17 protein-coding genes are annotated in these 21953 nt (G+C 63.8%); 7 read left to right on the top strand and 10 right to left on the bottom strand.

Features of this window, described 5'->3' with window-relative positions:
* Positions 1–3 precede the first annotated feature (3 nt).
* Complete coding sequence (gene murU, locus HWY05_RS25615) at positions 4–732, bottom strand: N-acetylmuramate alpha-1-phosphate uridylyltransferase MurU (RefSeq protein ID WP_176060022.1); 729 nt, start codon at positions 730–732, stop codon at positions 4–6.
* A gap of 3 nt (positions 733–735) precedes the next feature.
* Positions 736–1848 (bottom strand): phosphotransferase, encoded by a 1113-nt coding sequence (locus tag HWY05_RS25610; protein ID WP_176060021.1) that lies wholly within the window; start codon positions 1846–1848, stop codon positions 736–738.
* 220 nt (positions 1849–2068) lie between these two features.
* Between HWY05_RS25610 and HWY05_RS25605 the strand changes: the two genes are divergently transcribed.
* The 4 genes from HWY05_RS25605 (at position 2069) to rsmA (ending at position 7891) form a co-directional block, all read left to right on the top strand.
* The gene (locus HWY05_RS25605) at positions 2069–4435 is read left to right on the top strand and encodes an LPS-assembly protein LptD (protein ID WP_035553414.1); all 2367 of its coding nucleotides are present in this window, start codon (positions 2069–2071) and stop codon (positions 4433–4435) included.
* 28 nt (positions 4436–4463) lie between these two features.
* Complete coding sequence (locus HWY05_RS25600) at positions 4464–5873, top strand: peptidylprolyl isomerase (RefSeq protein ID WP_035553411.1); 1410 nt, start codon at positions 4464–4466, stop codon at positions 5871–5873.
* Positions 5874–5878: 5 nt separating this feature from the next.
* Complete coding sequence (gene pdxA / locus HWY05_RS25595; protein WP_035553409.1) at positions 5879–6889, top strand: 4-hydroxythreonine-4-phosphate dehydrogenase PdxA; 1011 nt, start codon at positions 5879–5881, stop codon at positions 6887–6889.
* 132 nt (positions 6890–7021) lie between these two features.
* Positions 7022–7891: a 16S rRNA (adenine(1518)-N(6)/adenine(1519)-N(6))-dimethyltransferase RsmA gene (gene rsmA, locus HWY05_RS25590; protein ID WP_176060020.1), complete on the top strand. Its 870-nt coding sequence runs from the start codon at positions 7022–7024 to the stop codon at positions 7889–7891.
* 37 nt (positions 7892–7928) lie between these two features.
* Here rsmA and HWY05_RS25585 read toward each other — a convergent pair whose 3' ends face one another.
* The gene (locus HWY05_RS25585; protein WP_176060019.1) at positions 7929–8861 is read right to left on the bottom strand and encodes a DMT family transporter; all 933 of its coding nucleotides are present in this window, start codon (positions 8859–8861) and stop codon (positions 7929–7931) included.
* Between the two features lie 446 nt (positions 8862–9307).
* Between HWY05_RS25585 and HWY05_RS25580 the strand changes: the two genes are divergently transcribed.
* Entirely contained in the window at positions 9308–10429 is a 1122-nt protein-coding gene (locus HWY05_RS25580; protein ID WP_176060018.1) for a porin, read from the top strand.
* 45 nt (positions 10430–10474) lie between these two features.
* Here HWY05_RS25580 and HWY05_RS25575 read toward each other — a convergent pair whose 3' ends face one another.
* Positions 10475–13453, bottom strand: a complete 2979-nt coding sequence (locus tag HWY05_RS25575) for an autotransporter outer membrane beta-barrel domain-containing protein (protein WP_176060017.1) — start codon at positions 13451–13453, stop codon at positions 10475–10477.
* A gap of 257 nt (positions 13454–13710) precedes the next feature.
* On the opposite strand from HWY05_RS25575, the gene gloA reads away from it, so the two are divergent.
* Both gloA and HWY05_RS25565 read left to right on the top strand, forming a co-directional pair.
* Complete coding sequence (gene gloA, locus HWY05_RS25570; RefSeq protein WP_035553401.1) at positions 13711–14097, top strand: lactoylglutathione lyase; 387 nt, start codon at positions 13711–13713, stop codon at positions 14095–14097.
* Positions 14098–14123: 26 nt separating this feature from the next.
* Positions 14124–14522 (top strand): hypothetical protein, encoded by a 399-nt coding sequence (locus HWY05_RS25565; RefSeq protein WP_035553398.1) that lies wholly within the window; start codon positions 14124–14126, stop codon positions 14520–14522.
* Positions 14523–14618: 96 nt separating this feature from the next.
* Here HWY05_RS25565 and HWY05_RS25560 read toward each other — a convergent pair whose 3' ends face one another.
* From HWY05_RS25560 to HWY05_RS25535, 6 genes are all read right to left on the bottom strand, one after another.
* Positions 14619–15521: a SprT family zinc-dependent metalloprotease gene (locus HWY05_RS25560; protein ID WP_176060016.1), complete on the bottom strand. Its 903-nt coding sequence runs from the start codon at positions 15519–15521 to the stop codon at positions 14619–14621.
* 44 nt (positions 15522–15565) lie between these two features.
* On the bottom strand, positions 15566–16324 hold the full coding sequence (locus tag HWY05_RS25555; RefSeq protein WP_035553394.1) for a lysophospholipid acyltransferase family protein: 759 nt from the start codon (positions 16322–16324) through the stop codon (positions 15566–15568).
* A 40-nt stretch (positions 16325–16364) separates the two neighbouring features.
* Positions 16365–16919, bottom strand: coding sequence for a D-glycero-beta-D-manno-heptose 1,7-bisphosphate 7-phosphatase (gene gmhB / locus HWY05_RS25550; RefSeq protein WP_035553391.1), 555 nt, complete (start codon positions 16917–16919; stop codon positions 16365–16367).
* A 10-nt stretch (positions 16920–16929) separates the two neighbouring features.
* Positions 16930–19038, bottom strand: coding sequence for a glycine--tRNA ligase subunit beta (gene glyS, locus HWY05_RS25545; RefSeq protein WP_176060015.1), 2109 nt, complete (start codon positions 19036–19038; stop codon positions 16930–16932).
* Positions 19039–19053: 15 nt separating this feature from the next.
* A complete protein-coding gene (gene glyQ / locus HWY05_RS25540; protein ID WP_176060048.1) occupies positions 19054–20061 on the bottom strand; it encodes a glycine--tRNA ligase subunit alpha in 1008 nt (335 codons plus the stop codon).
* Positions 20062–20310: 249 nt separating this feature from the next.
* The gene (locus HWY05_RS25535; protein WP_176060014.1) at positions 20311–21921 is read right to left on the bottom strand and encodes an FMN-binding glutamate synthase family protein; all 1611 of its coding nucleotides are present in this window, start codon (positions 21919–21921) and stop codon (positions 20311–20313) included.
* Positions 21922–21953 lie beyond the last annotated feature (32 nt).

Below are 21953 nucleotides of genomic sequence, written 5' to 3'. Positions count from 1 at the left end.
AGCCTAGCGCTCGCTTTTCAACCGCAGGTCCAGCGCGCCAAGCTGAGCCGCCGTGCCGACGTTCTCCCACAAGCCTTCATACAACTCGCCGCTCGCGAGTCCGCGCGAGATCGTGTCGTGGTAGTACGGCGACAGCGCGCGCCGCGTGCCGCGCGGCAGATCGCGGAACATCCGCGTGTCGTAGAGGGCGATGCTGCCGAACGTCAGGCGCGGCTGCGCGTCGAGCGACACCACCCCGTCGACCAGACCGAAATCACCGTCCGGATGAAAGGCCGGATTCGGCACCATCACCAGATGCATGCCCGGCTCGGGCAACGTGCTGAGCCTGTCGGCCTGGGCATTCAGCGCGGCGTAGTCGAAATCGGCGTACACGTCGCCGGCGACGCCGACGAACACCTCGCCGCGGTCACCGTCTTTGTCGCCGTCTTCCAGTAACGGCAGCGCCTGCGCGATCGCGCCGGCCGTTTCGAGCGCTTCATGCTCGGCCGAGTAGCGCAATTCGACCTGCCAGCGCGAGCCATTGCCCAACACGGTCTCGAACTGCTCGCCGAGCCACGCGTGGTTGATCACGATGGTGCGAAAGCCGGCCTGCGCGAGCCGCTCGATCTGCCACACGATCAGCGGTTTGCCGCCCACTTCGAGCAACGGTTTCGGACAGGTGTCGGTCAGCGGACGCATGCGCTCGCCGCGGCCCGCGGCGAAAATCATCGCTTTCTTCACGGATGTCGTCATCGCTCAGAAGGTGTAGCCGACGTCATCCGCGCGGCCTTCGAGCTCGTCGAGCAGCTTCGCGAACGGACGCAGCGGCGCATAACGTTCCGCCACCTTGCGCGCATAGCCGATGAAACGCGGCAGATCTTTCATGTAATGCGCTTTGTTGTCGCGGTAGTTGATCCGGCAGAACAGCCCGAGCACCTTGATGTGGCGTTGCAGGCCCATCCATTCGAGCTGGCGGTAAAACTCACCGAAGTCGGGATCGACCGGCAGGCCGGCTTTTTTTGCCCGCTCCCAGTAGTACACGAAGCAATCCAGTTCGAACTCTTCGTCCCAGCCGAGGAACGCGTCGCGCAGCAACGACGCGACGTCGTACGTGATCGGACCGTACACGGCGTCCTGGAAGTCGAGTACGCCGGGGTTTGCCGTGGGGTTTGCAGCGCCGTTCGACCCAGTCGTGACTGCGGCGGCAGTGGCGACCATCAGATTGCGCGGCATGAAATCGCGCAGCATGAACACCTGCGGCTGCGCACGGGCGCTCGCGATCAGCAGCGCGAAGGTGCGGTCGAGCAGACCGCGCGTCTTTTCGTCGACCTCGCGACCCAGATGCCGGCCGATGAACCACTCCGGCATCAATTCCATCTCGCGGCGCAGGAACGCTTCGTCGAACGGCGGCAGCACGTCTTCGCGCGAGGTCAGTTGCCAGCGGATCAAGGCGTCGAGCGCGTCGCGCATCAGCGTGCGCGGACGGCGCGCGTCGTCCGCCTGCTGCGCGTCGGTCAGCGCGCCGAGGTACGAATCGGTGCCCAGATCGGTCACGAGCATGAAGCCGGCGTCGAAGTCGACCTCCAGCACGCGCGGCACGTTGACGTTGGCGGCCTCGAGCAACTGGGCGACCTGCACAAATTCGCGGCACTTTTCGGGGGGCGGCGCGTCGACGGCGATCAGCGTGCCGGTGCTTTCATCTTCCGCCGCCTTACCGGCGAGCCGGAAATAGCGTCGAAAACTGGCGTCGGACGACGCCGGTGCGAGGGTATCGAACTCGAGCGAATAGCCCGCTGCGTGGCGGTTCAGCCAGGCTTTGAGCAGGTCGAGACGGGGATCTTGGGTATCTTGGGAGGAGGGCAGCGTCATGAAAACCGGCGGCAAATTCTGAGGGGCAACGTCTTGCCATATAATACCCCACGACTTTTTTGACGCGACTCACGCCAGCTTTCGCGCGTTCCGCTTCACCGCCCGCCTCACCGTTCGAAAGATTGTTAATTGATGTGCAGCCCACTGTCACGGTCGGGGTGTGCAGGCGGTGGATCGTGACTGTAAAAGCTGGCGGATGGGCCGATTCGCCAAACGATACATGCCGCCTAGACAGCTTTCCCAAACGACTCCCTCTTGTGCCGTAGTGCCGCGCAAAAGGCGGCTCGTCGCGGCGTTGATCGCCGTTCCGGGCCTGATGCCCGCGCTTGCGCACGCCCAGCTGGTGGGGGAAGCCGCGCAGCCGCAACCGATCGACGCGCCCTGGGGCATGCAGCTCGCCCCGCAACTGGAAGAACATCCGCTGCTGCAGGGGCAGAAGTCGGCCACCTTCGTGCTCGGTGACACGACCACCGGCACCACCGACCAGGACATGGCGGCCAAGGGCGCGGCCGAGATACGCCACAACACGATGGTGATCAAGGCCGACGCCCTGCATTACGATCAGGACACGGACATGGCCGACGCGTACGGCCAGGTCCACGTCAACAACAACGGCAATACCTTCGTCGGGCCTGAAGCGCACATGCGGCTGGATTCGAGCGAAGGTTTCATGACCGCGCCGAAGTACCACTTCAATGTGACCGGCGGCTCGGGCAGCGCGCAGCGTGTCGATCTGCTCGACAATGAGCGCTCGGTCTTCACGAAGGGCACCTACACCGCCTGCCAGTGCGCGGACGATCCGGCCTGGTACATCAAAGGCAGCGAGTTCGATTTCGACACCGGCGCGGACGAAGGCGTCGCGCATGACGGCGTGCTGTTCTTCCAGGGCGTGCCGGTGTTCGCGTCGCCGTGGCTGTCGTTCCCGCTCTCGGGCGAGCGGCGCAGCGGGGTTCTGCCGCCCACGTTCTCGCTGAGTTCGTCGAACGGCTTCGAACTGTCGGTGCCGTATTACTTCAACATCGCACCGAACCGCGATCTGACCATTACACCGCGTCTGATCTCCAAGCGCGGCGTGCAGTTGCAGTCGTCGTTCCGCTATCTGTCGCCCACGTATTCCGGTTCGATCACCGGCGAGTTCCTGCCGGACGACCGGCTGACCAAGACCAACCGCTACGCGCTGTACATCCAGCACAACCAGAACTTCGGCAACGGGTTCGGCGGCTACATCTACTACAACAAGGTTTCGGACAACACGTATCCGGAAGACCTGTCGTCGTCGGTCAGTCAGTTCATGAACGGCACCCAGCTCCTGTATCAACAGGAAGCCGGGCTGACGTACAACAACGGTCCGTGGTCGGTGCTCGCGCGCGAGCAGCACTGGCAGACGCTGACGCCGTCGATCGCGCCGTATGGCCGCGAGCCGCAGTTGAACGTAAAGTACGCGAAGTACAACATCGGCGGGTTCGATTACGGCGCGGAAGCCGATTACTCGAATTTCCGCATCACCACTGCGGACACGACGCAGGGTCAGCGGGTGATGTTCAACCCGTACCTGTCGTATTCGGTGGTCGGGCCGGGGTACTTCGTCACGCCGAAGGTGCAGTTGCACCTCGCGTCGTACGACCTGAACAACATCAGCAGCACCACGCCGGCCGGCACGCCGAAGAATTTCACCGAATCGATCCCGACCTTCACGTTCGACACGGGCCTGATTTTCGACCGCTCGGTGCGGATCTTCGGTGAGGATTACATCCAGACGCTGGAGCCGCGGCTGTACTACGTGTACACGCCGTATCGCAACCAGGCGTTCGCGCCGCTGTTCGATACCGCCGAATCCGATTTCGGGCTGGCGGAAATTTTCTCGCCGAACACCTTCGTCGGTAACGACCGGATCGCCGACGCGAACCGTCTGACCGCGGCCATCACCACGCGCTTCATCAACCCGGCCACGGGCGACGAACGCGCGCGTTTCGTGATCGCGCAGCAGTATTACTTCCAGGACCAGCGCGTCACGCTGTTGCCGACCCAGACCAGCACGCAGGCCACCCATTCGGACCTGATCGTGGGTGCGTCGCTCAAGCTCGGCGCCGGTTTCGCTTCGGAAACGGCGTTCCAATATAATGCCGACAACAACCAGCTGGTGAAGACGAGTGTTGGCTTCGGGTTCAGCCCGGCCAGCGGCAAGGTGATCAACGTCGCGTACCGTTACACCCGCGCGAACACCACGTTGGATAACACGCCGATCAATCAGGTGCTGGTTTCGGGGCAATGGCCGCTCACGCACCACGTGTACGGGGTGGCGAGGTTCAATTACGACCTGGGCGGAAAACGGATCGTCGACGGTCTGGTAGGCCTGCAATACGATGCCGACTGCTGGACGCTCGGCGCCGGGATCCAGCGCTACGCGAACGGTGTGAACACCTCGAATCAGAATCAGACGAGCACGCGGTTCCTCGCGCAGTTGACGTTCAAGGGCTTGTCGAGCGTCGACAATGGGTTGATGGCCGCGTTCCGCAACGGCGTGCAGGGCTATACGCCGTTGCCGCCGCCGCCGCCGCCGGAAGCGCGTTTCACCAATTACGAATGACGCGGTTCGGTCGCGATCGTTTTATAGAATGCGAAAAGACGGGCCAGGCGCGCCCGACATCATTGGAGTATCTGTGGCAATCATGAAAAAGCTTCGCTTGGCAACGCTTGCGGCCGGTCTCGCCGCCGCGGCGTCTTTCCTGTCGGTTGCGCCGGTTCAGGCGCAGGCGCTGGCCAGCAGCGGTAGCGGCCAGACGGTCGATACCATTGCCGCAGTGGTCAACAACGGTGTCATCACGCGGCGCGAGCTGGACGACCGCATGGGCCTGATCACGCGTCGGCTGAACCAGCAGAACGCGCCGGTCCCGCCGCTGGACCAGTTGCGCCAGCAGGTGCTCAACCAGATGGTGCTGGAACGCATCCAGTTGCAGAAGGCGAAAGAAGACGGCATCAACATCGACGACGCCGCCGTGCAGAAAACGCTCGAACGCCTCGCGCAGTCGAACAACATGTCGCTCGAGATGTACCGCGCGCGGATCGAGGCGCAAGGCGTGCCCTGGACCACGTTCACGAACGACGCGCGCACCGAACTGACGCTCTCGCGTCTGCGCGAGAAAGAAGTGGACAGCAAGGTCGTGGTGTCGGACGCGGAAGTCGCGAACTACATCGCCAGTCAGCGTGGCCCGAACGCCGGCCTGCAGAGCGATCTGCATATGCAGCACATTTTCCTGAAGGCGCCGCTGAACGCGTCGGAAACCGACATCGAAGCGGCGCAGAAAAAGGCCCAGGCGTTGCTCGCCGAAGCCAAGGGCGGCGCCAACTTCGAAAAGCTCGCGAAGGCCAATTCGCAAGCGCCGGACGCGTCCAAAGGCGGCGATACCGGTTACCAGCAGCCTTCGAAGCTGCCGCCTGAGTTCGCGAAGGCCGCTTCCACGCTGCGCCCGGGCGAAATCAATCCGGACGTGATCCGCACCAGCGACGGTTTCGAAGTCGTGCGCCTGGTCGATCGCCGCGCCGGTCAGGGCTCGAGCTCGGATGCGCCGAAGCTGGTGCAGACGCATGTGCGCCACATTCTGCTGCGCGTCGGTGACGGTATGTCGGAGCCGCAAGCGCGCCAGAAGCTGCTCGAAATCAAGAACCAGATCGCCGCGGGCGGCGACTTCGCGAAGTTCGCGCACACCTACTCGCAAGACGGTTCGTCGTCGCAAGGCGGCGACCTCGGCTGGATCAGCCCGGGCGAGACGGTGCCGGAATTCGAGCGCGCAATGAACAACCTGCAGGACGGTCAGATCAGCGACCCGGTGCGCAGCGAGTACGGCTATCACCTGATCCAGGTGCTGGGCCGCCGCGACGCCGAAGGCTCGGTCGCGCAACAGATGGATCTGGCGCGCCAGGCCATCGGTCAGCGCAAGGCCGAACAGGCTTACGCCGACTGGCTGCGTGAACTGCGCGACACCGCGTATGTGGAAGTGAAGCCCACGCTGGCGAGCGTGCAGTAATCGTCATGACAAACGCCGCCCAGTCCGCCGGCTTGCCGTTGCAGATCGCGATCACGACCGGCGAACCGGCCGGCGTCGGCCCTGAACTGACCGCGCAGGCTCTCGCCGGCGCGGCGACCCACTGGCCCGGCGCACAGTTCACCGTGCTGGGCGACGCGGCGTTGCTCGCCGAACGCGCGCACGCCGTGGGCGTCGACTGGAACGCGTTGCTGGCTGACGGCAAACGCGTGCGTATGCAGCACCAGCCGCTCGGCGTGCCGGTGCAGGCAGGCAAGCTGGACGCGGCCAACGGCCGCTACGTGCTCGACCTGCTCGACAGCGCGATCGACGGCGCGGTAGCCGGCGCCTTCGACGCGATCGTCACGGCGCCGCTGCAAAAAAGCACCATCAACGACGCCGGTGTGCCGTTCACCGGCCACACCGAATATCTGGCCGAGCGCACTCACACGCCGCGCGTGGTGATGATGCTGGCCGGCTCCGGCAAGCGTCCGCTGCGCGTCGCGCTCGCGACCACGCATCTGCCGCTCAAGGACGTGTCTGCAGCCTTGTCCGTCGACGGTATTGTCGAGACGCTGCGCATTATCGATCACGATCTGCGGCATCACTTCGGCTTGCCGGCGCCGCGTATTCTCGTGACGGGGCTGAACCCGCATGCGGGCGAAAACGGCTACCTGGGTCGCGAGGAAATCGAGGTCATCACGCCGGCGCTGAAACTCGCGAACGAGCAGGGCATCGACGCGCCCGGTCCGTATCCGGCCGACACGCTGTTTCAGCCGCGTTATCTGGAGCAGGCCGACTGCGTGCTGGCCATGTTCCACGATCAGGGCCTGCCGGTGCTGAAATACGCTACATTCGGCGAAGGCATCAATATCACGCTCGGCTTGCCGATTATCCGCACCTCGGTCGATCACGGCACCGCGCTGGATCTGGCCGGCACCGGCCGCGCCGACGCGGGCAGCCTGATCGCCGCGATCGACACGGCGGTGTCGATGGCGCAGCACCGCCGCGCGGGCTGATTCGGCGTCATTGCGCGGCTGGCCGCGCAATGGTTGCACGACTCGCCGCGCGCCTGCGGTGTTGCCTGAGGCTGGCGCGATTCGCGCCAGTTCCTTTTCTTCAAGCAGTTCTCTTTCTTTAGCGTTTCTTCGATGTCCACCAGCAGACAGCAACAGGGCCGGCACCAAGGTCATATCGCGCGCAAGCGTTTCGGTCAGAACTTTCTGGTCGACATGGGCGTGATCGATTCGATCGTCGACGTCATCCAGCCGCGACGCGGCGAGCGCATGGTCGAAATCGGGCCGGGCCTCGGCGCGCTCACCGAGCCGCTGATCGAGCGTCTGGCCACGCCGGAAGCGCCGTTGCACGCCGTCGAACTGGACCGCGATCTGATCGGCCGTCTGAAGATGAAATTCGGCGATCTGCTCGAACTGCACGCGGGCGACGCGCTCGCGTTCGACTTCGGTTCGCTGGCCGCGCCGGGTGAAAAAGCGTCGCTGCGGATTGTCGGCAATCTGCCGTACAACATTTCGAGCCCGCTACTGTTTCATCTGACCTCGTTCGCGCCTTGCGTGATCGATCAGCACTTCATGCTGCAGAACGAGGTGGTCGAGCGGATGGTGGCCGAGCCGGGCACGAAAGCATTCAGCCGTCTCTCGGTGATGCTGCAGTATCGCTACGTGATCGACAAGCAGCTCGACGTGCCGCCCGAGTCGTTCAATCCGCCACCCAAGGTGGATTCGGCGATCGTGCGGATGATTCCGTACGAGCAGAAGGAGCTGACGCCGGTCGACCAGCGCGTGCTCGGCGAAGTGGTGACGGCGGCGTTCTCGCAGCGCCGCAAGATGTTGCGCAATACGCTGGCCGCGTTTCGCGATTCAGTGGACTTCGAGGCGCTCGGCTTCGACCTGCAACGTCGCGCCGAAGACGTGTCGGTTGCCGAATACGTGCGCGTGGCGCAGATCGTCGCGGCGGCCAGGCCGTCGCAGCGTGCAGCGGCGAGCGACGGCGACGCCTCCTGAACCGTCGCGGCACGCTAGCGAGCTCAGGTCTACCTCGTTACGTCACCCGTCGCGCTGGCGCATTGACCAGCGCGATACCCACCAGCACCAGCGCCGCGGCCATCAGGAAGCGCAGGCTGAACGACTCACCGAGCAGCAGCACGCCGAAGCTCACGCCGAACAGCGGCGTGAGAAACGAAAACACCGACAGGCGCGACGCGATATAGCGCGTCAACAGCCAGAACCACACCAGATAGCTGACGAACGCGACGACCACGGCCTGATAGGCGAGGCTCATCAGCGCGAGCGGCGTGACGGTTTCGACGTGCGCCTGCCCGAGCCCGACCGCCAGCGCGAGCAACACCACCGCGGACACCGCCAATTGATAGAACAGCGTCTTGCTGGCGCTCGATTGAGCGAGACGCGTGGCGCGCACCACCACCGTGGTCGCGGCCCAGGCAATACCGGCCAGCACGCCGAGCGCGTCGCCGGCCATACCCTTCAGCGTTGAGGCTTGTGCGGCGTGGCTGTGCAGGAAGCCGTCCGCGAACGCCAGCGCCATGCCGGCGAACGCCACGAAAATACCGAACCACTGAATCCGCCGCATCCGCTCGCCTTCCACGAACCAGTGCAGGCCGAGCGCGGTGAAGCACGGCGCGGTGTACAGAAACACCGCCATGCGCGACGCGCTGGTCAGCGTCAGACCCAGGAAAATACACACGAATTCGGCGGCGAACAGCACGCCGGCGAGCAGGCCCGCGCTCAGCGTGCCGTCGTCGCGAAACAGCGGCGTGCCGCGCGAGCGCGCCCAGCCCCACACCAGCAATGACGCGACCAGCGAACGCAAACCCGCCTGGAAGACCGGCGGCACCGCTGAATTCGTGCTTTTAATGGCAACCTGCTGGAGTCCCCAGATCGCGCACAAGCCGATCATGAGCAGGATCGCGAAGCTGTCGGGGGCGCGGCGCGCGGGCAAGGCGGTAGTGCTCATGGGCGATTTCGGACTGGTGAGGACAAGACGGGGAGAAGGCCGGTCAGTATCGGATCTCGGCGGGCATCGCGATAGTCGGCCGAATGGCTAGCCGAACGGATAAGCCGCGAGCGCCGGGCGGCGAATTCAGCGCGAAGCCGGGCTGAATTCAGATCATACGATAGCAAACCCACTGCTTCCGCCTGCCCATGACCCCACCGCCTACGCGTGCTTCTTACATCCCGCAAGCATTTTGCTGTCTTAACAACACTCCGCCGCGCTCACGTCAGACTAATTTCTTGCCGTTGCCGTTTCGCGCTAAGGTTCGACCACAAGCGTTTCGTCAGGATTTTCGTACGGGCCGCATCGACTGAATCGCCGCGCACCCGTCGCGCACCAGTCGATTCGCGCCGGCCAAAGCAGAAGAGTCTCATCCGCGCAAAGCGGAATCTGTACGAGGAGACGGTATGAAAAACGTAAGCAGGTGGACGGCGGCCCTGGTGCCCGCGGCCATCGCGTCATTCGGCTGTCAGATCGCGCAGGCGCAATCTGGCGTGACGCTGTACGGCGTGGTCGACGAAAGCGTGCGCTATCTGACGCATGCGAACACGGCCGGGGATTCATCGCTCGGATTGGGCAACGGCGGCATGACGCAGAGTCGCTGGGGTTTGAAGGGCGTTGAAGATCTCGGCGGCGGCTGGTCGACGTTTTTCAAGCTCGAAAACCGCATCTATATCAACACCGGTCAAAGCGATCCCACCTTGCCGTTTTTCAACGAAGCGCAGATCGGCGTGCGCTCGGCGTCGTACGGGCAGGTGATCATCGGGCGGCAATACAACGTGATGATCGAGGGGATTACCGTCGGCGGTTACGGCAGCAATTCCTGGATCCCCTACGATTTCAGCTTCCAGCCCGAAGTGACGATGACCGGCGGCATCTGGACCAGCAATCAGGTGCAGTATCAGGCGAGATACAACGGTTTCACGTTCGCGGCAGGCTACGCATTCGGCGGTAACGCGGGCAATTCGAACGGCAGTCAGATCGGCGCGGCCGCCGCGTATGGGCCGGCAGGCGGTCCGTTCAGCGTCGGCGCGGCGTACGAAGAGTCGAAGGATTCGGTCAACGGCGCGGCCGCGAAAGATTGGACCTTCGGCGGTTCGTACACGTGGAATCTGACGCGCTTTTCGGCGGGCTATATCGTCAATCAGAACGATGCGGGGTTTTCCAATTTCGCCAACGGGCCGTTCACCGCGCCCGAACTGACGGCGCTCAAATACACGGACTTTTCGCGGCGTCGCATGATTATGGGCGGCATCACGCAGCAGGTCGGCAACGTGTGGCACTTCGCCGCCAACGTCTGGCGCACGCTGCAGGACGGCAAGACGCATGCGCAGGACGGATCGGCCTGGCAATATCAACTGGTCGCGGACTACAACCTGTCGAAGCGCACGGACGTCTATCTGGAAGGCGATTACGCGATCTATCGCGGCGATCTGATCGGCGCGCAACTGCAAGGGGTGAACAGTATCGGGCTCGCGCAGAAGGGCACGCAGATCGGGTTGATGGCGGGGATCCGGCATCAGTTTTGAAATGGGCGGTTCGGATTGCGCTGATTCGGAACGGGCCGCCCGGAGTCACCAACTCCAGCGCACCCCTAGATTGCCCTCGACGCTGCTGCGGTGCTCGCCATTCACATTGGTCGTGTAACTCGCGGTCGCGAACACGCTGCTGCGCGCGCTCAGATGCGCGACGACCCCCATGCCGAATTGAGCCGCCGTCGCCGCGACATTCGACGGAATCACCGTGCTGCCCGCGTAAGTCACGCTGTCGGTGCCATTGAAATAGCGCCACAAATTCGCCCGCAAATACGGTTGCCATTGCACGCCAGCGCCTTCGAACGCGCCTTGCAGACGCAAGCCGAGTCGTCCCACGAAGCCATTGGCCGAGTGAAACGAGACGCTCGAAACGCCGTCGTTGAGATCGTCGATCGATGCATGCTGCCAGATCAATTGCATCTGCGGTTCGAGGCTCAGATTCGCACGCAACGGAATCGGCAGACCGGCTTCGAGCGACGTCGTGATCGCGTGACCATGGGTGCTCGCGCCGAGGCCCTGATTCGACATCGGATCGAGCGTCAGCGCGCTGCCCATGGCGACTGCATCGGTGTACCAGCCGCCCGGACCGATGTGCGTCCAGTACGCGCCGACGCTGTACGCGTTGATCGCCAGATGCCCGGCCGACAGATCGGGAAAGCCGAGCGCGAAGCCGTTCACATCGCCTTGCGCACGAGCGAAGCCCAGGAAAAAACCGTAGTGGTTGCGATGACCGCTCGCGCTGCGATCGGCGTAGAGATCGTGGCCGACCTGCACGCCGCTGATCGTGCCGCTGAAATCCGGGCTTGCGCCGCCGCTGCTGGTTTGCGATGTGTGCTCGCCCCAGACGCGTGCCCATGCGGCGGGCAGCGGGCCGCTTTCGTCGAGCATTGACTGTTCGCCCTGGCGGTCGTGGAAGGTGCCGATCTGCGCGATGCCAAGTTCGCGCGTGAGCACGGGGACTGCTGCGTAGACGGGGACTTCCATTCGATAGAGCGGTGTGGGGGCGGCGCCTGCGGGCGGTGGGGCGGGTAGGGCTGGTGTGCCAGGCGCTGCGATTGGGCCGGCGGCGGACTCGGGCGTGGGTGTGGGTGTTGGAGTTGGCGTTGGCGTTGGCGTTGGAGTCGGCGCCGCCGCCAGACTCGAACGCAAATACCAGTTATCCCCTGTCCCCGCACTCACTCCGCCTTTGAACAGGTAGTACGTATAAGCGCCGGCCATCAACGGTCGCGGCAACGTGAACGCGCTAGCGGTCGTCGTCGCCCCATTGGTGGCCTGCACCACGAGAATCCCATCAGTGAGCGTGGCGCCGCCGTTGCCGCCCACGTTAGTCACGCCCAGCGTCGTACTCCCCGACGCCACCCCCTGCGCGATCACCAGCTTGCCGCTCGGTGAACCGTCGCCGCCGAGCACGCTTTGCAGCAGCAGCCGTCCATTGAGCCCGGTGTAGTTGCCATCGATCACCAGCACGGCCTGCGTATTCGCGCCGCCGTTGGTCAGATCGAACGTGCCCGTATTGGTCACCGTGACGAGTTGTCCGGCGACCGCCGGCGCAATCGTCACCGCGCTCGCCAGCCCGCCCGCGAACAAGGTGCTGGTCGCGTCGACGTTGAGCGTGCCGGTCAGCGTGCCGCTATCGCCGAGCGTGAGTCCCTGACTGTCCAGCGTCAACTGGCTGCCGTTGATCACATCGACCGTTTCCCAATCGATAAAGCGGCTCACGCCGCTCGCGGACGTGCGATCGAACGTCAGCAGATCGTTGCCGGGGCCGCCGTCGAAGCTCGGCACGCCGCTCAGATTCGCGTCAGTGAGGTTGGTGAGCGTGGCGGTGTCGTCGCCTGCGCTGAAGCGCACGAAGCCCGTGACGGTGCCGCCGCTCCAGTTGAACGTGTCGTTGCCGCTGTCGGTCCAGATCGCGCGGCCGTTGCCGCCCGCGATGGTGCCGGTGTTGTTGATGACGATATTGAACGTGCCGATGGAACTGATCGCCTGACTCGTCGCCGCGACGATCGAACCGCTGTTGTTGATCGTCGCACCGGCATTCGCGAAAGCGATCGCGTTGATCGCGCCGGAGATCGTGCCGGCGTTGTTGAACGTGCCGCCGCCATTGGCGACGATCGCGTTGGCTTGCTGGCTGACGATGCTCGCGCCGGCCGCGTTGTTCAGCGTGACGTTGCCGGAGAAGATCGCGCCGGCGCCCCCCACGCCATGTGCGGTGATCGAGCCGGTATTCGTGACGACGCCCGGCGCCGTATCCGACGACACGATGCCATGAGCGTCCGCGCCGGAAACGTCGATCGTGCCGTGGTTGACGATCACGTTGTTGCCGGGACCGCCGACCGCATTGCCGTTCGTCCGTATGCCATACGATCCCGCGCCGGTGGTCGTGATCGTGCCGTTATTGACGAGCGTGTCGTTGTTCGTCAACGCGGCCATGCCGGGTGAACTGGCGCCGGTGGTAGCGAGCGTGCCGTTGTTGGCCAAGGTGCCGCCGCCGGGACTCTGGAAATCGTGCATCGCTGCCGATTCATCGCCGCTCGTGCGGATCACGCCGGTGGTGTCGTTCAACATCGTGACCGCGGCGGCATCGTTGTACATGCCCTCCGACTCGACGCCGCTCGTCGTGATGCTGCCGCGGTTGACCAGCACGTTCTGACCTGAGCCGCCGCTCGCGCCATGCGCGGACATTGCATCAAAGGTATCGCCGCTGCCGTTCAACGTGCCGAGATTGGTCACGGTGCTGCCGTCGCGCACGAGAATGACATTGTTGCCATTGATATCGAGTTCCGCGCCGGTCTGCACGTTGACCGTGACGTTGGTGCTGCCCGCTGCGGCAGTGACACTCGTAGTAGACGGATTCGGCATGCTGCCGGTGCAGGTGACGGTTTGTCCGCCGACCGGATTGACGTTGTCGCAAGCCGCGAACGCGGGGTCGCAAGGCAGCAGAATGGCGAGCCCGATGGTGGACGACAGCGCTTCGAGCAGACGAGCCGGCGCGAGCCGGTAGCCCGGACGACACATAGGACGATCCTCCTGTCGAACAGGCCTGATTCTTTCCTGCTGGTCCGCCCGTTCCTGAGCCGTCCCCTCGATTTTTGCGTCCGGACGGTTCAGGAAGAATGGATTGTCAGATGAAAATAGTCAACCTGTGCGAGGACCTCGTTGAGCACGCCAGTGAGTATGCCAATGAGCCCGCCGCGCCTGATCCGCGCGCTGCAGCGCAGCGTGATTCCGGGTACATTGACGGTCTCGTTTTATCACCCAACAGGGAGTGCACCATGCGCCTGCTTCACACCATGCTTCGGGTCGGCGACCTGGATCGTTCGATCGCCTTCTACACCGAGATGCTCGGCATGAAACTGCTGCGCCGCGACGATTATCCGGACGGCAAATTCACGCTGGCGTTCGTCGGCTACACGGACGAACGCGACGGCACGGTCCTCGAACTCACGCACAACTGGGACACGCCGTCGTACGACCTCGGCAGCGGCTTCGGGCACCTCGCCGTCGAAGTCGACGACGCCTACGCCGCGTGCGACAAAATCAAGGCGCAAGGCGGCACGGTCGTGCGCGAAGCCGGCCCGATGAAACACGGCACTACGGTGATCGCGTTCGTCACGGATCCGGACGGCTACAAGATCGAGTTCATTCAGAAGAAGAAATAACGTCGACGGCAGGACGAGATTCCACAATGAATAACAGCAATCCCTACTTCAAAGAACTCGACGAGATCCACGTCGAAATCGCGGCGCTGTTCGACGGCTCGGCGGACGAAGGCGCGCTGCAGCGAATCATGGCGCGCTTCACGCCGCAATTCACGCTGGTCATGACGTCCGGCAATGCGCTCGATTACGCCGGCACGCAAGAAGTATTCGCGAAGCTGCGCGGCGCGCGTCCGGGCTCGCAAATCACGATCCGCGACATGGAGATCGTCGCCGACTATGCGTCGGGCGCGGTGGTGAAATACCGCGAGTATCAGCGCGACGGTGCGGGCAACGCGAACGTGCGGCGCTCCACGGCGGTGATGGAACTCGACGCGCACGGCAAGGTGATGTGGCGTCATCTGCAGGAAACCTTCTGCACGGAGTGAGCCAGCGTTCGTCCTGGCGGCTCAAAAGAAAAAACGGCGCTTCATGATGAAGCGCCGTTTTCGTCTCAAGCTCGCAAGCCGTCTAAAAAAGTCTCGCTACAACGTAGGCAACAATTCCGGCGGATGCGACTTCAGCGTCTGCCGTGCCTCGCGGAATTCCGGAAAAATCGATTCCACCGTTTGCCAGAAGCGCGGGCTGTGATTCATCTCACGCAAATGCGCGAGCTCGTGCGCGACGACATAGTCGATGATGGACAGCGGAAAGTGAATCAGCCGCCAGTTCAGGCGAATCTTGCCGTCGCTCGAACAACTGCCCCAGCGCGTCGCCGCTGAAGACAGCGCATACGTGCGATAGCTGACGCCCAGCTTCTCCGAATAAATCGCGAGACGCTCACCGAACAGGCGCTTCGCTTCGCCTTGCAGCCAGCCTTGCACGCGGTCCTTGATCTGTTGCGGATCGGCCTGCAACGGCAGCGGCACTTGCAACGCCGAATCGCTCGCGCTGAACTGAAGCGTGCCTTGCGGCGAGCCGAGTATCACGCGCACCGGCCGGCCGAGATACGGCACTTCGGCTCCGTCTTTCCAATCGACCTTCGGCAACGCACGCTGTTCGACACGCGTTTGCCATTCGATCAGCTTCGCGAAAATCCAGCGCTGCTTTTCGGTGATCGCGGTTTCGATATCGGCGAGCGTGACCCAACGCGGTGCGGTGATCGTCAGACCCGTGCTGTCGATCGCAAAGCCGATCGAGCGGCGTGCCGAACGCTTGAGCGCGTAATGCAGCGTGCGTGAACCGACGACGAGGCTGCGCAATTTGCTGCCATCTGGCGCGAGCAGTCCGGCGGTTTGCGGCGTGCCCGACGCACTCCCGGCAGAACCGGAAGAAGGCGCGGAAGGTGAAGGGGACGACGACGTCGACCCCGGCTCGGCGAAGAGCGGGAGATCGAGTTGCCGGTTATCGAGCGCCGCAGCGGGCTGCGACGTAGGAGACTTCTGCATCGGTTTCGGCTTCGCGCTAATACGCCTTCGAGGGCGTGGGCGCGTCAGATTGGTGCGGCGGCGGAACGGCTTTCCGTCGCGCTGTACGCGGTAGGATCGATGCGACGCATTTCAGTTTCGATCCACTGTTCGACGCGCGCGTTCACTTCTTCGGGCGTGAGCCCCGTCGTGTCGATCGGCTTGCCGATCGACACTGTGACTATACCCGCATATTTAAGAAACGAGTTGCGCGGCCACAGTCGTCCGGCGTTATGCGCGATCGGTACGACCGGTGCGCCGGTCGCGACCGCGAAGCGCGCGCCACCGGTTTTGTATTTGCCTTGCGTGCCGCTGCGCGTGCGTGTGCCTTCCGGAAACATGATGACCCACGCGCCTTCGGCCATGCGTGCCTTGCCTTGCTTGATGACGGACTCGAACGCGTACTTGCCTTCCTTGCGATCGATATGAACCATCTTCAGCAAACCGAGCGCCCAGCCGAAGAACGGCACGTACAGCAGTTCGCGCTTGAACACGTAGCACAGCGGCCGCGGCATCAGCGCCGGAAACGCCACCGTTTCCCACGCCGATTGATGCTTGGACAACAGCACGGCGGGACCGTTGGGCAGGTTCTCGAAGCCTTCTATGTTGTAGCGAATGCCGTTGAGCCAGCGCGCCACGTGCAGGGTCGACTTGCACCAGCCCGCGGCCATCCAGTAGCGCTTGTCGGCGCGCATGAACGGAAACGCGATGAAGCACGCGCACGCGTACGGCACCGTGTACAGAACGAGGTAGATCAGCAGCAGCAGAGAACGAATGAAGCGCATCGGCGTGGTCGGTGAGGGTTGGGGACGCGCATGGCGCGCGTCACTCTTGAGCGTCGGCGAGGAAGTCGAGTGCGAAGGCGCGCAGGTCGTCATGCACGCGCGTGCCTTCGGGCAGGCCGCCGGCTGCGAGCGTTTTGCGGCCCTTGCCGGTCAGCACCAGATGGGTTGGATGACCGAGCGCCGCGCCCGCTTGCAGATCGCGCATCGCATCGCCCACCACGGGCGTGTGCGGCGGATCGACCTCGAAGCGCTCGGCGATCATCTTCAGCATGCCGGGCTTCGGCTTGCGGCACTCGCAATGATCTTCCGCCGTGTGCGGGCAGAAGAACACCGCGTCGATGCGCCCGCCGACCGCCGCCGCCAGGCGATGCATCTTGAGATGCATCGCGTTGAGCGCGTTCATATCGAACAGACCGCGGCCAATGCCTGACTGGTTGGTGGCGATCGCCACGCGATAACCGGCCTGGTTCAGCCGCGCGATCGCTTCGAGCGAACCGGGCAGCGGCACCCATTCGTCCGGCGACTTGATGAACGCGTCGGAGTCGACGTTGATCACGCCGTCGCGGTCCAGGATCACCACTTTTTTGGTCGGCATGGCGCGGGGCTCAGGCAGCGAGTCGGGAAATGTCGGCGACGCAATTCATCTGCTGATGCAGTGCGCCGAGCAAGGCCAGACGGTTGGCGCGCAACGCCGGATCTTCGGCGTTGACCATCACGTCGTTGAAGAACGTGTCCACTGGTTCGCGCAACGCGGCAAGCGCGGTCAGCGCGCCCGTGTAGTCGCGTGCGGCGAGTTGCGATTGCACGCGCGGCGCGACCTGCTCGAGCTGCGCATGCAGGGCCTTTTCCGCCGCCTCGACGAGCAGTGTGACCTGCACGCCGCCGGTAGTGGCCACGCCATCCGACTTCTTCAGGATGTTCGAAATACGCTTGTTAGCCGCCGCGAGCGAAGCCGCTTCCGGCAGCAACGCGAACTCGCGCACCGCGTCCAGACGCGCGACGATGTCGTCGAGGCGCGTGGGATTCAGCGCCAGCACCGCGTCGATTTCGCCCGGCGCGTAGCCGCGTTCACGCAGCAGACCGCGCAGGCGGTCCATGCCGAACTCGTAAATGGCTTGCGTCGAATCGGCGACGTTCGGCACCGCGGCGAATTGCGCATAAGCGGCGCGTAGCAATTCGACGAAGTCGACCGGCAGTTGCTTCTCGACCAGAATGCGCAGCACGCCGAGCGCGTGACGGCGCAGCGCGAACGGGTCTTTCTCGCCGGTGGGTTGCAGGCCGATACCCCAGATGCCGACCAGCGTTTCGAGCTTGTCGGCCAGCGCGACGACGGTGCCGGTCGCGGTGGCGGGCAACGCGTCGCCGGAGAAACGCGGCTGATAGTGTTCCGAGCATGCGAGCGCGACTTCTTCCGGCTCGCCGTCGTGACGCGCGTAGTACGTGCCCATCGTGCCTTGCAGCTCGGGGAATTCGCCGACCATGTCGGTGATCAGGTCAGCCTTGGCCAGACGCGCGGCACGCTGTGCGAGCGCGATGTCGGCGCCGGTCAGCGCGGCAATCGCACCGGCCAGGCCTTCCACACGTTCGACGCGTTGCAGCGCCGAGCCCAGCTTGTTGTGATACACGACGTTCGCGAGCAGCGGCACGCGATCCGCGAGCGGTTTCTTCTTGTCCTGCTCGAAGAAGAACTTCGCGTCGGCCAGACGCGGACGCACCACGCGCTCGTTGCCTTCGATGATATCGCCCGGCGTAGCCGTTTCGATGTTCGACACGATCAGGAAGCGCGAACGCAGCTTGCCGTTCGCATCGGTCAGCGCGAAATATTTCTGGTTGGTCTGCATGGTGAGGATCAGGCATTCCTGCGGCACTTGCAGGAATTCGTCCTCGAACTTGCAGGCGTACACCACTGGCCATTCGACCAGCGACGTCACTTCGTCCAGCAGCGAATCCGGCATCACCACCTGGTCGCCGTCGGCTTGCGCGAGCAGATGCGTGCGGATGGTCGCCTTGCGGTCGGCGAAGTTCGCGACCACATGGGCTTTGTGCAACAGCGTGTCAGCGTACGAATCGGCGTGCTGGATCTGTACGAAACCTTCGGACAGGAAGCGATGGCCGAGCGTGGTGTCGTCGGCGTCGATGCCGAGCGCGCTGACCGGCACAACCTGATCGCCGTGCAGGACCGTGAGACGCTGTGCGGGCCGCACGAACTGAATGTTCGTGCCGTCCGGACGCTGATACGTCATGACCTTCGGAATCGGCAACTTCGACACGGCTAGCGCTTCGTCCAGCGCGGCTTGCAGGCCGTCGGCGAGCGTTGCGCCCGGCGCGGCATAGCGCAGGAAAAATGCTTCGGCCTTGCCGTCCTGTGCGCGTTCGAGATCGCTCACCGAGAAATCGGGGAAGCCGAGCGCCGCGAGTTTCTTCGCGAGCGGCGCGGTGGGCTGACCGTCTTTGTCCAAGGCGACGGACACCGGCAGCACTTTTTCGCGCACCTGTTTTTCCGGCGCGACGGCGCGCACGTTCTTGATCGTGACGGCGAGGCGGCGCGGCGTCGCATAACGTTCGAACGACAGTTCGCCTTCGATCAGGTCGCGCGCCGCGAGGCGCTGCGCAATGCCTTCGGCGAACGCGTCGCCGAGACGCGCGAGCGCTTTCGGCGGCAGTTCTTCGGTCAGCAGTTCGACGAGCAGGGTAGCTTGGTGGGGTTGAGTCATGTCTGGGTGTTCTCGTCAGTCCGGATCGATCTTGCGTTCGACTTTCAGCGGCGGCGCCCACGCGGGCATCGCGGCGTCCTGCTCGTCGGTCGTGAGGCCGGGCACGCCGTGCACCGGATTGCCGAGCATCGGGAAGCCGAGCTTTCCGCGCGAATCGTAGTAAGCCTGTGCGACCAGCTTCGACAGCGTACGGATACGGCCGATGTAGGCCGCGCGTTCCGTGACCGAAATCGCGCCACGCGCGTCGAGCAGGTTGAACGTGTGGCCGGCCTTCAGCACCAGCTCATAAGCGGGCAGCGCGATCTGCGCTTCCATCATGCGCTTGGCTTCCGCTTCGTAGCTGTTGAAGATCGAGAACAGCAGCTCGACGTTCGCGTGCTCGAAGTTGTAGGCGGACTGTTCAACTTCGTTCTGGTGATACACGTCGCCGTACGTGAGGCGACGAATTTCCGGGCCGTTCGGGCCTTGTTCTTCCCACTCGGTCCAGACCAGGTCGTAGATGTTCTCGACCTTCTGCAGATACATGGCGAGACGTTCGAGACCGTAAGTGATTTCGCCGAGCACCGGCTTGCAATCCAGACCGCCCACTTGCTGGAAGTAGGTGAACTGGGTCACTTCCATGCCGTTCAGCCACACTTCCCAGCCGAGGCCCCACGCGCCGAGCGTGGGATTTTCCCAGTCGTCTTCGACGAAGCGCACGTCGTTCTGCTTCAGGTCGAAGCCGAGCGCTTCGAGCGAGCCGAGGTACAGGTCGAGGATGTTTTCCGGCGCCGGCTTGAGCACCACCTGGTACTGGTAGTAATGCTGCAGACGGTTTGGGTTCTGGCCGTAACGGCCGTCTTTCGGACGGCGCGACGGTTGCACGTAGGCGGCTCGCCACGGTTCGGGGCCGATCGCGCGCAGGAACGTATGAACGTGGGACGTGCCCGCGCCGACTTCCATGTCGATCGGCTGGAGCAACGCGCAACCCTGCTTGTCCCAGTAGGACTGCATTGTCAGGATGATTTGCTGAAACGTGAGCATGAAGTGCCTTTCGGGCATGAGGCCGCGCCGCAAACGCCGGAGCGCGCGAGGTGGCCGTGGAGCGAAGTGCTAAACCGTAGATTTTAACGGAAAGGGAGGGGGGTGTCCGTTTTGCGGGGTCGGACGGGACTGGCGGCACTCTTCAAATGATAAAGGACCGCTTCGGGCGGTCCTTTATCGTTACGACGCGGGTGGTCGGTCAGCCGGTTGTCATGCGCATGCCTTGGGGCAATCGGCTCCGCATCGTGCTCACGTCGCCGCCAACTCCACCTTCGGCGAGAACGAATCGCTCTGCGCCACCGGCCAGTATTTCTCGAACAGCGAGTAACGGTAATTGCCGTTGACCAGATCGTTCGGTTCCAGATACTTCAGCAGATCCGACATCAGCCGCACCTCATGCGACGACACACGCCGCACGATGTGATGCGCGCGCAGTTCCGCCGGATGCTTCAACCCCGCGGCCTGAATGATTTCCTTCAGCGCGTGCAGCGTGTTGTGATGGAAGTTGAACACGCGATCGGCCTTGTCCGGCACGACCAGCGCGCGTTGACGCACCGGGTCCTGCGTCGCGACGCCGGTCGGGCAGCGGCCCGTGTGGCAGGTTTGCGCCTGAATGCAGCCCACCGCGAACATGAAGCCGCGCGCCGCATTCACCCAGTCCGCGCCGATCGCCAGCGTGCGCGTAATGTCGAACGCAGTGATCATCTTGCCGCTCGCGCCGAGGCGAATGCGCTGCCGCAAGCCGATCCCGACCAGCGTGTTATGGACCAGCAGCAAGCCTTCCTGCAGCGGCACGCCGACGTGATCGGTGAACTCCAGCGGCGCCGCGCCGGTGCCGCCTTCCGCGCCGTCCACAACGATGAAGTCCGGCAAAATGCCTGTTTCCAGCATTGCCTTCGCAATGCCGAAAAATTCCCACGGGTGTCCAATGCACAGCTTGAATCCGGTCGGCTTGCCGCCCGACAGCGTGCGCAAACGGTCCACGAATTCGAGCAGCCCGCGCGGCGTCGAAAACTCCGAGTGCGTGGCCGGCGAGATGCAGTCGCGGCCCATCGGAACACCACGCGTCTCGGCAATTTCCGGTGTGATCTTGGCGGCCGGCAGCACGCCGCCGTGCCCCGGTTTCGCACCTTGCGAGAGCTTCACCTCGATCATCTTCACTTGCGGCTCGGCGGCCTGCTTCGCGAATTTCTCCGCGCTGAACGTGCCGTCGTCGTTACGGCAGCCGAAGTAGCCCGACGCGATTTCCCAGATGATGTCGCCGCCGTGCTCGCGGTGATACTTCGACATGGAGCCTTCGCCGGTGTCGTGCGCGAAGTTGCCTTTCTTCGCACCGAGGTTCAGCGCCATGATCGCGTTCGCCGACAGCGAGCCGAAGCTCATCGCCGAGACGTTGAAGATCGACATCGAATACGGTTTCGCGCGGTCCGGTCCGACCACGACGCGGAAGTCGTGATTCTCGAGCGTGGTGGGCGCGAGCGAGTGGCTGATCCATTCGTGCGCGACCGCTTTGACGTCGAGTTCGGTGCCGTACGGGCGGCTATCCACGTCGTTCTTCGCGCGCTGATAGACGATGCTGCGCTGGGCCCGCGAGAACGGTTTTTCGTCGGTATCGTCTTCGACGAAATACTGACGGATTTCCGGGCGGATGAATTCGAACAGGAAGCGGAAATGCCCCCACAGCGGATAGTTGCGCAGAATCGCGTGACGCTGCTGCGTCAGGTCGAACAGGCCGAGCGCGACGAGCGCCAGCGGCACGACCAGCCAGAACCACGAAATGTGTTGCGCCGCGCCGAGCGCCGCGCAGACGGCGAGCAGCACGACTGCGCACCACATGGCCAGATAACGTCGAGAAAACATGGGGACTCCAGTGCAGTGGGGATCGTCACGGC

The organism is Paraburkholderia sp. BCC1876 (assembly GCF_902833695.1).
GTDB lineage: Bacteria > Pseudomonadota > Gammaproteobacteria > Burkholderiales > Burkholderiaceae > Paraburkholderia.
The sequence above is the reverse complement of the archived record's forward strand: the minus strand, read 5'-3'. Positions and strand labels throughout refer to the sequence as shown.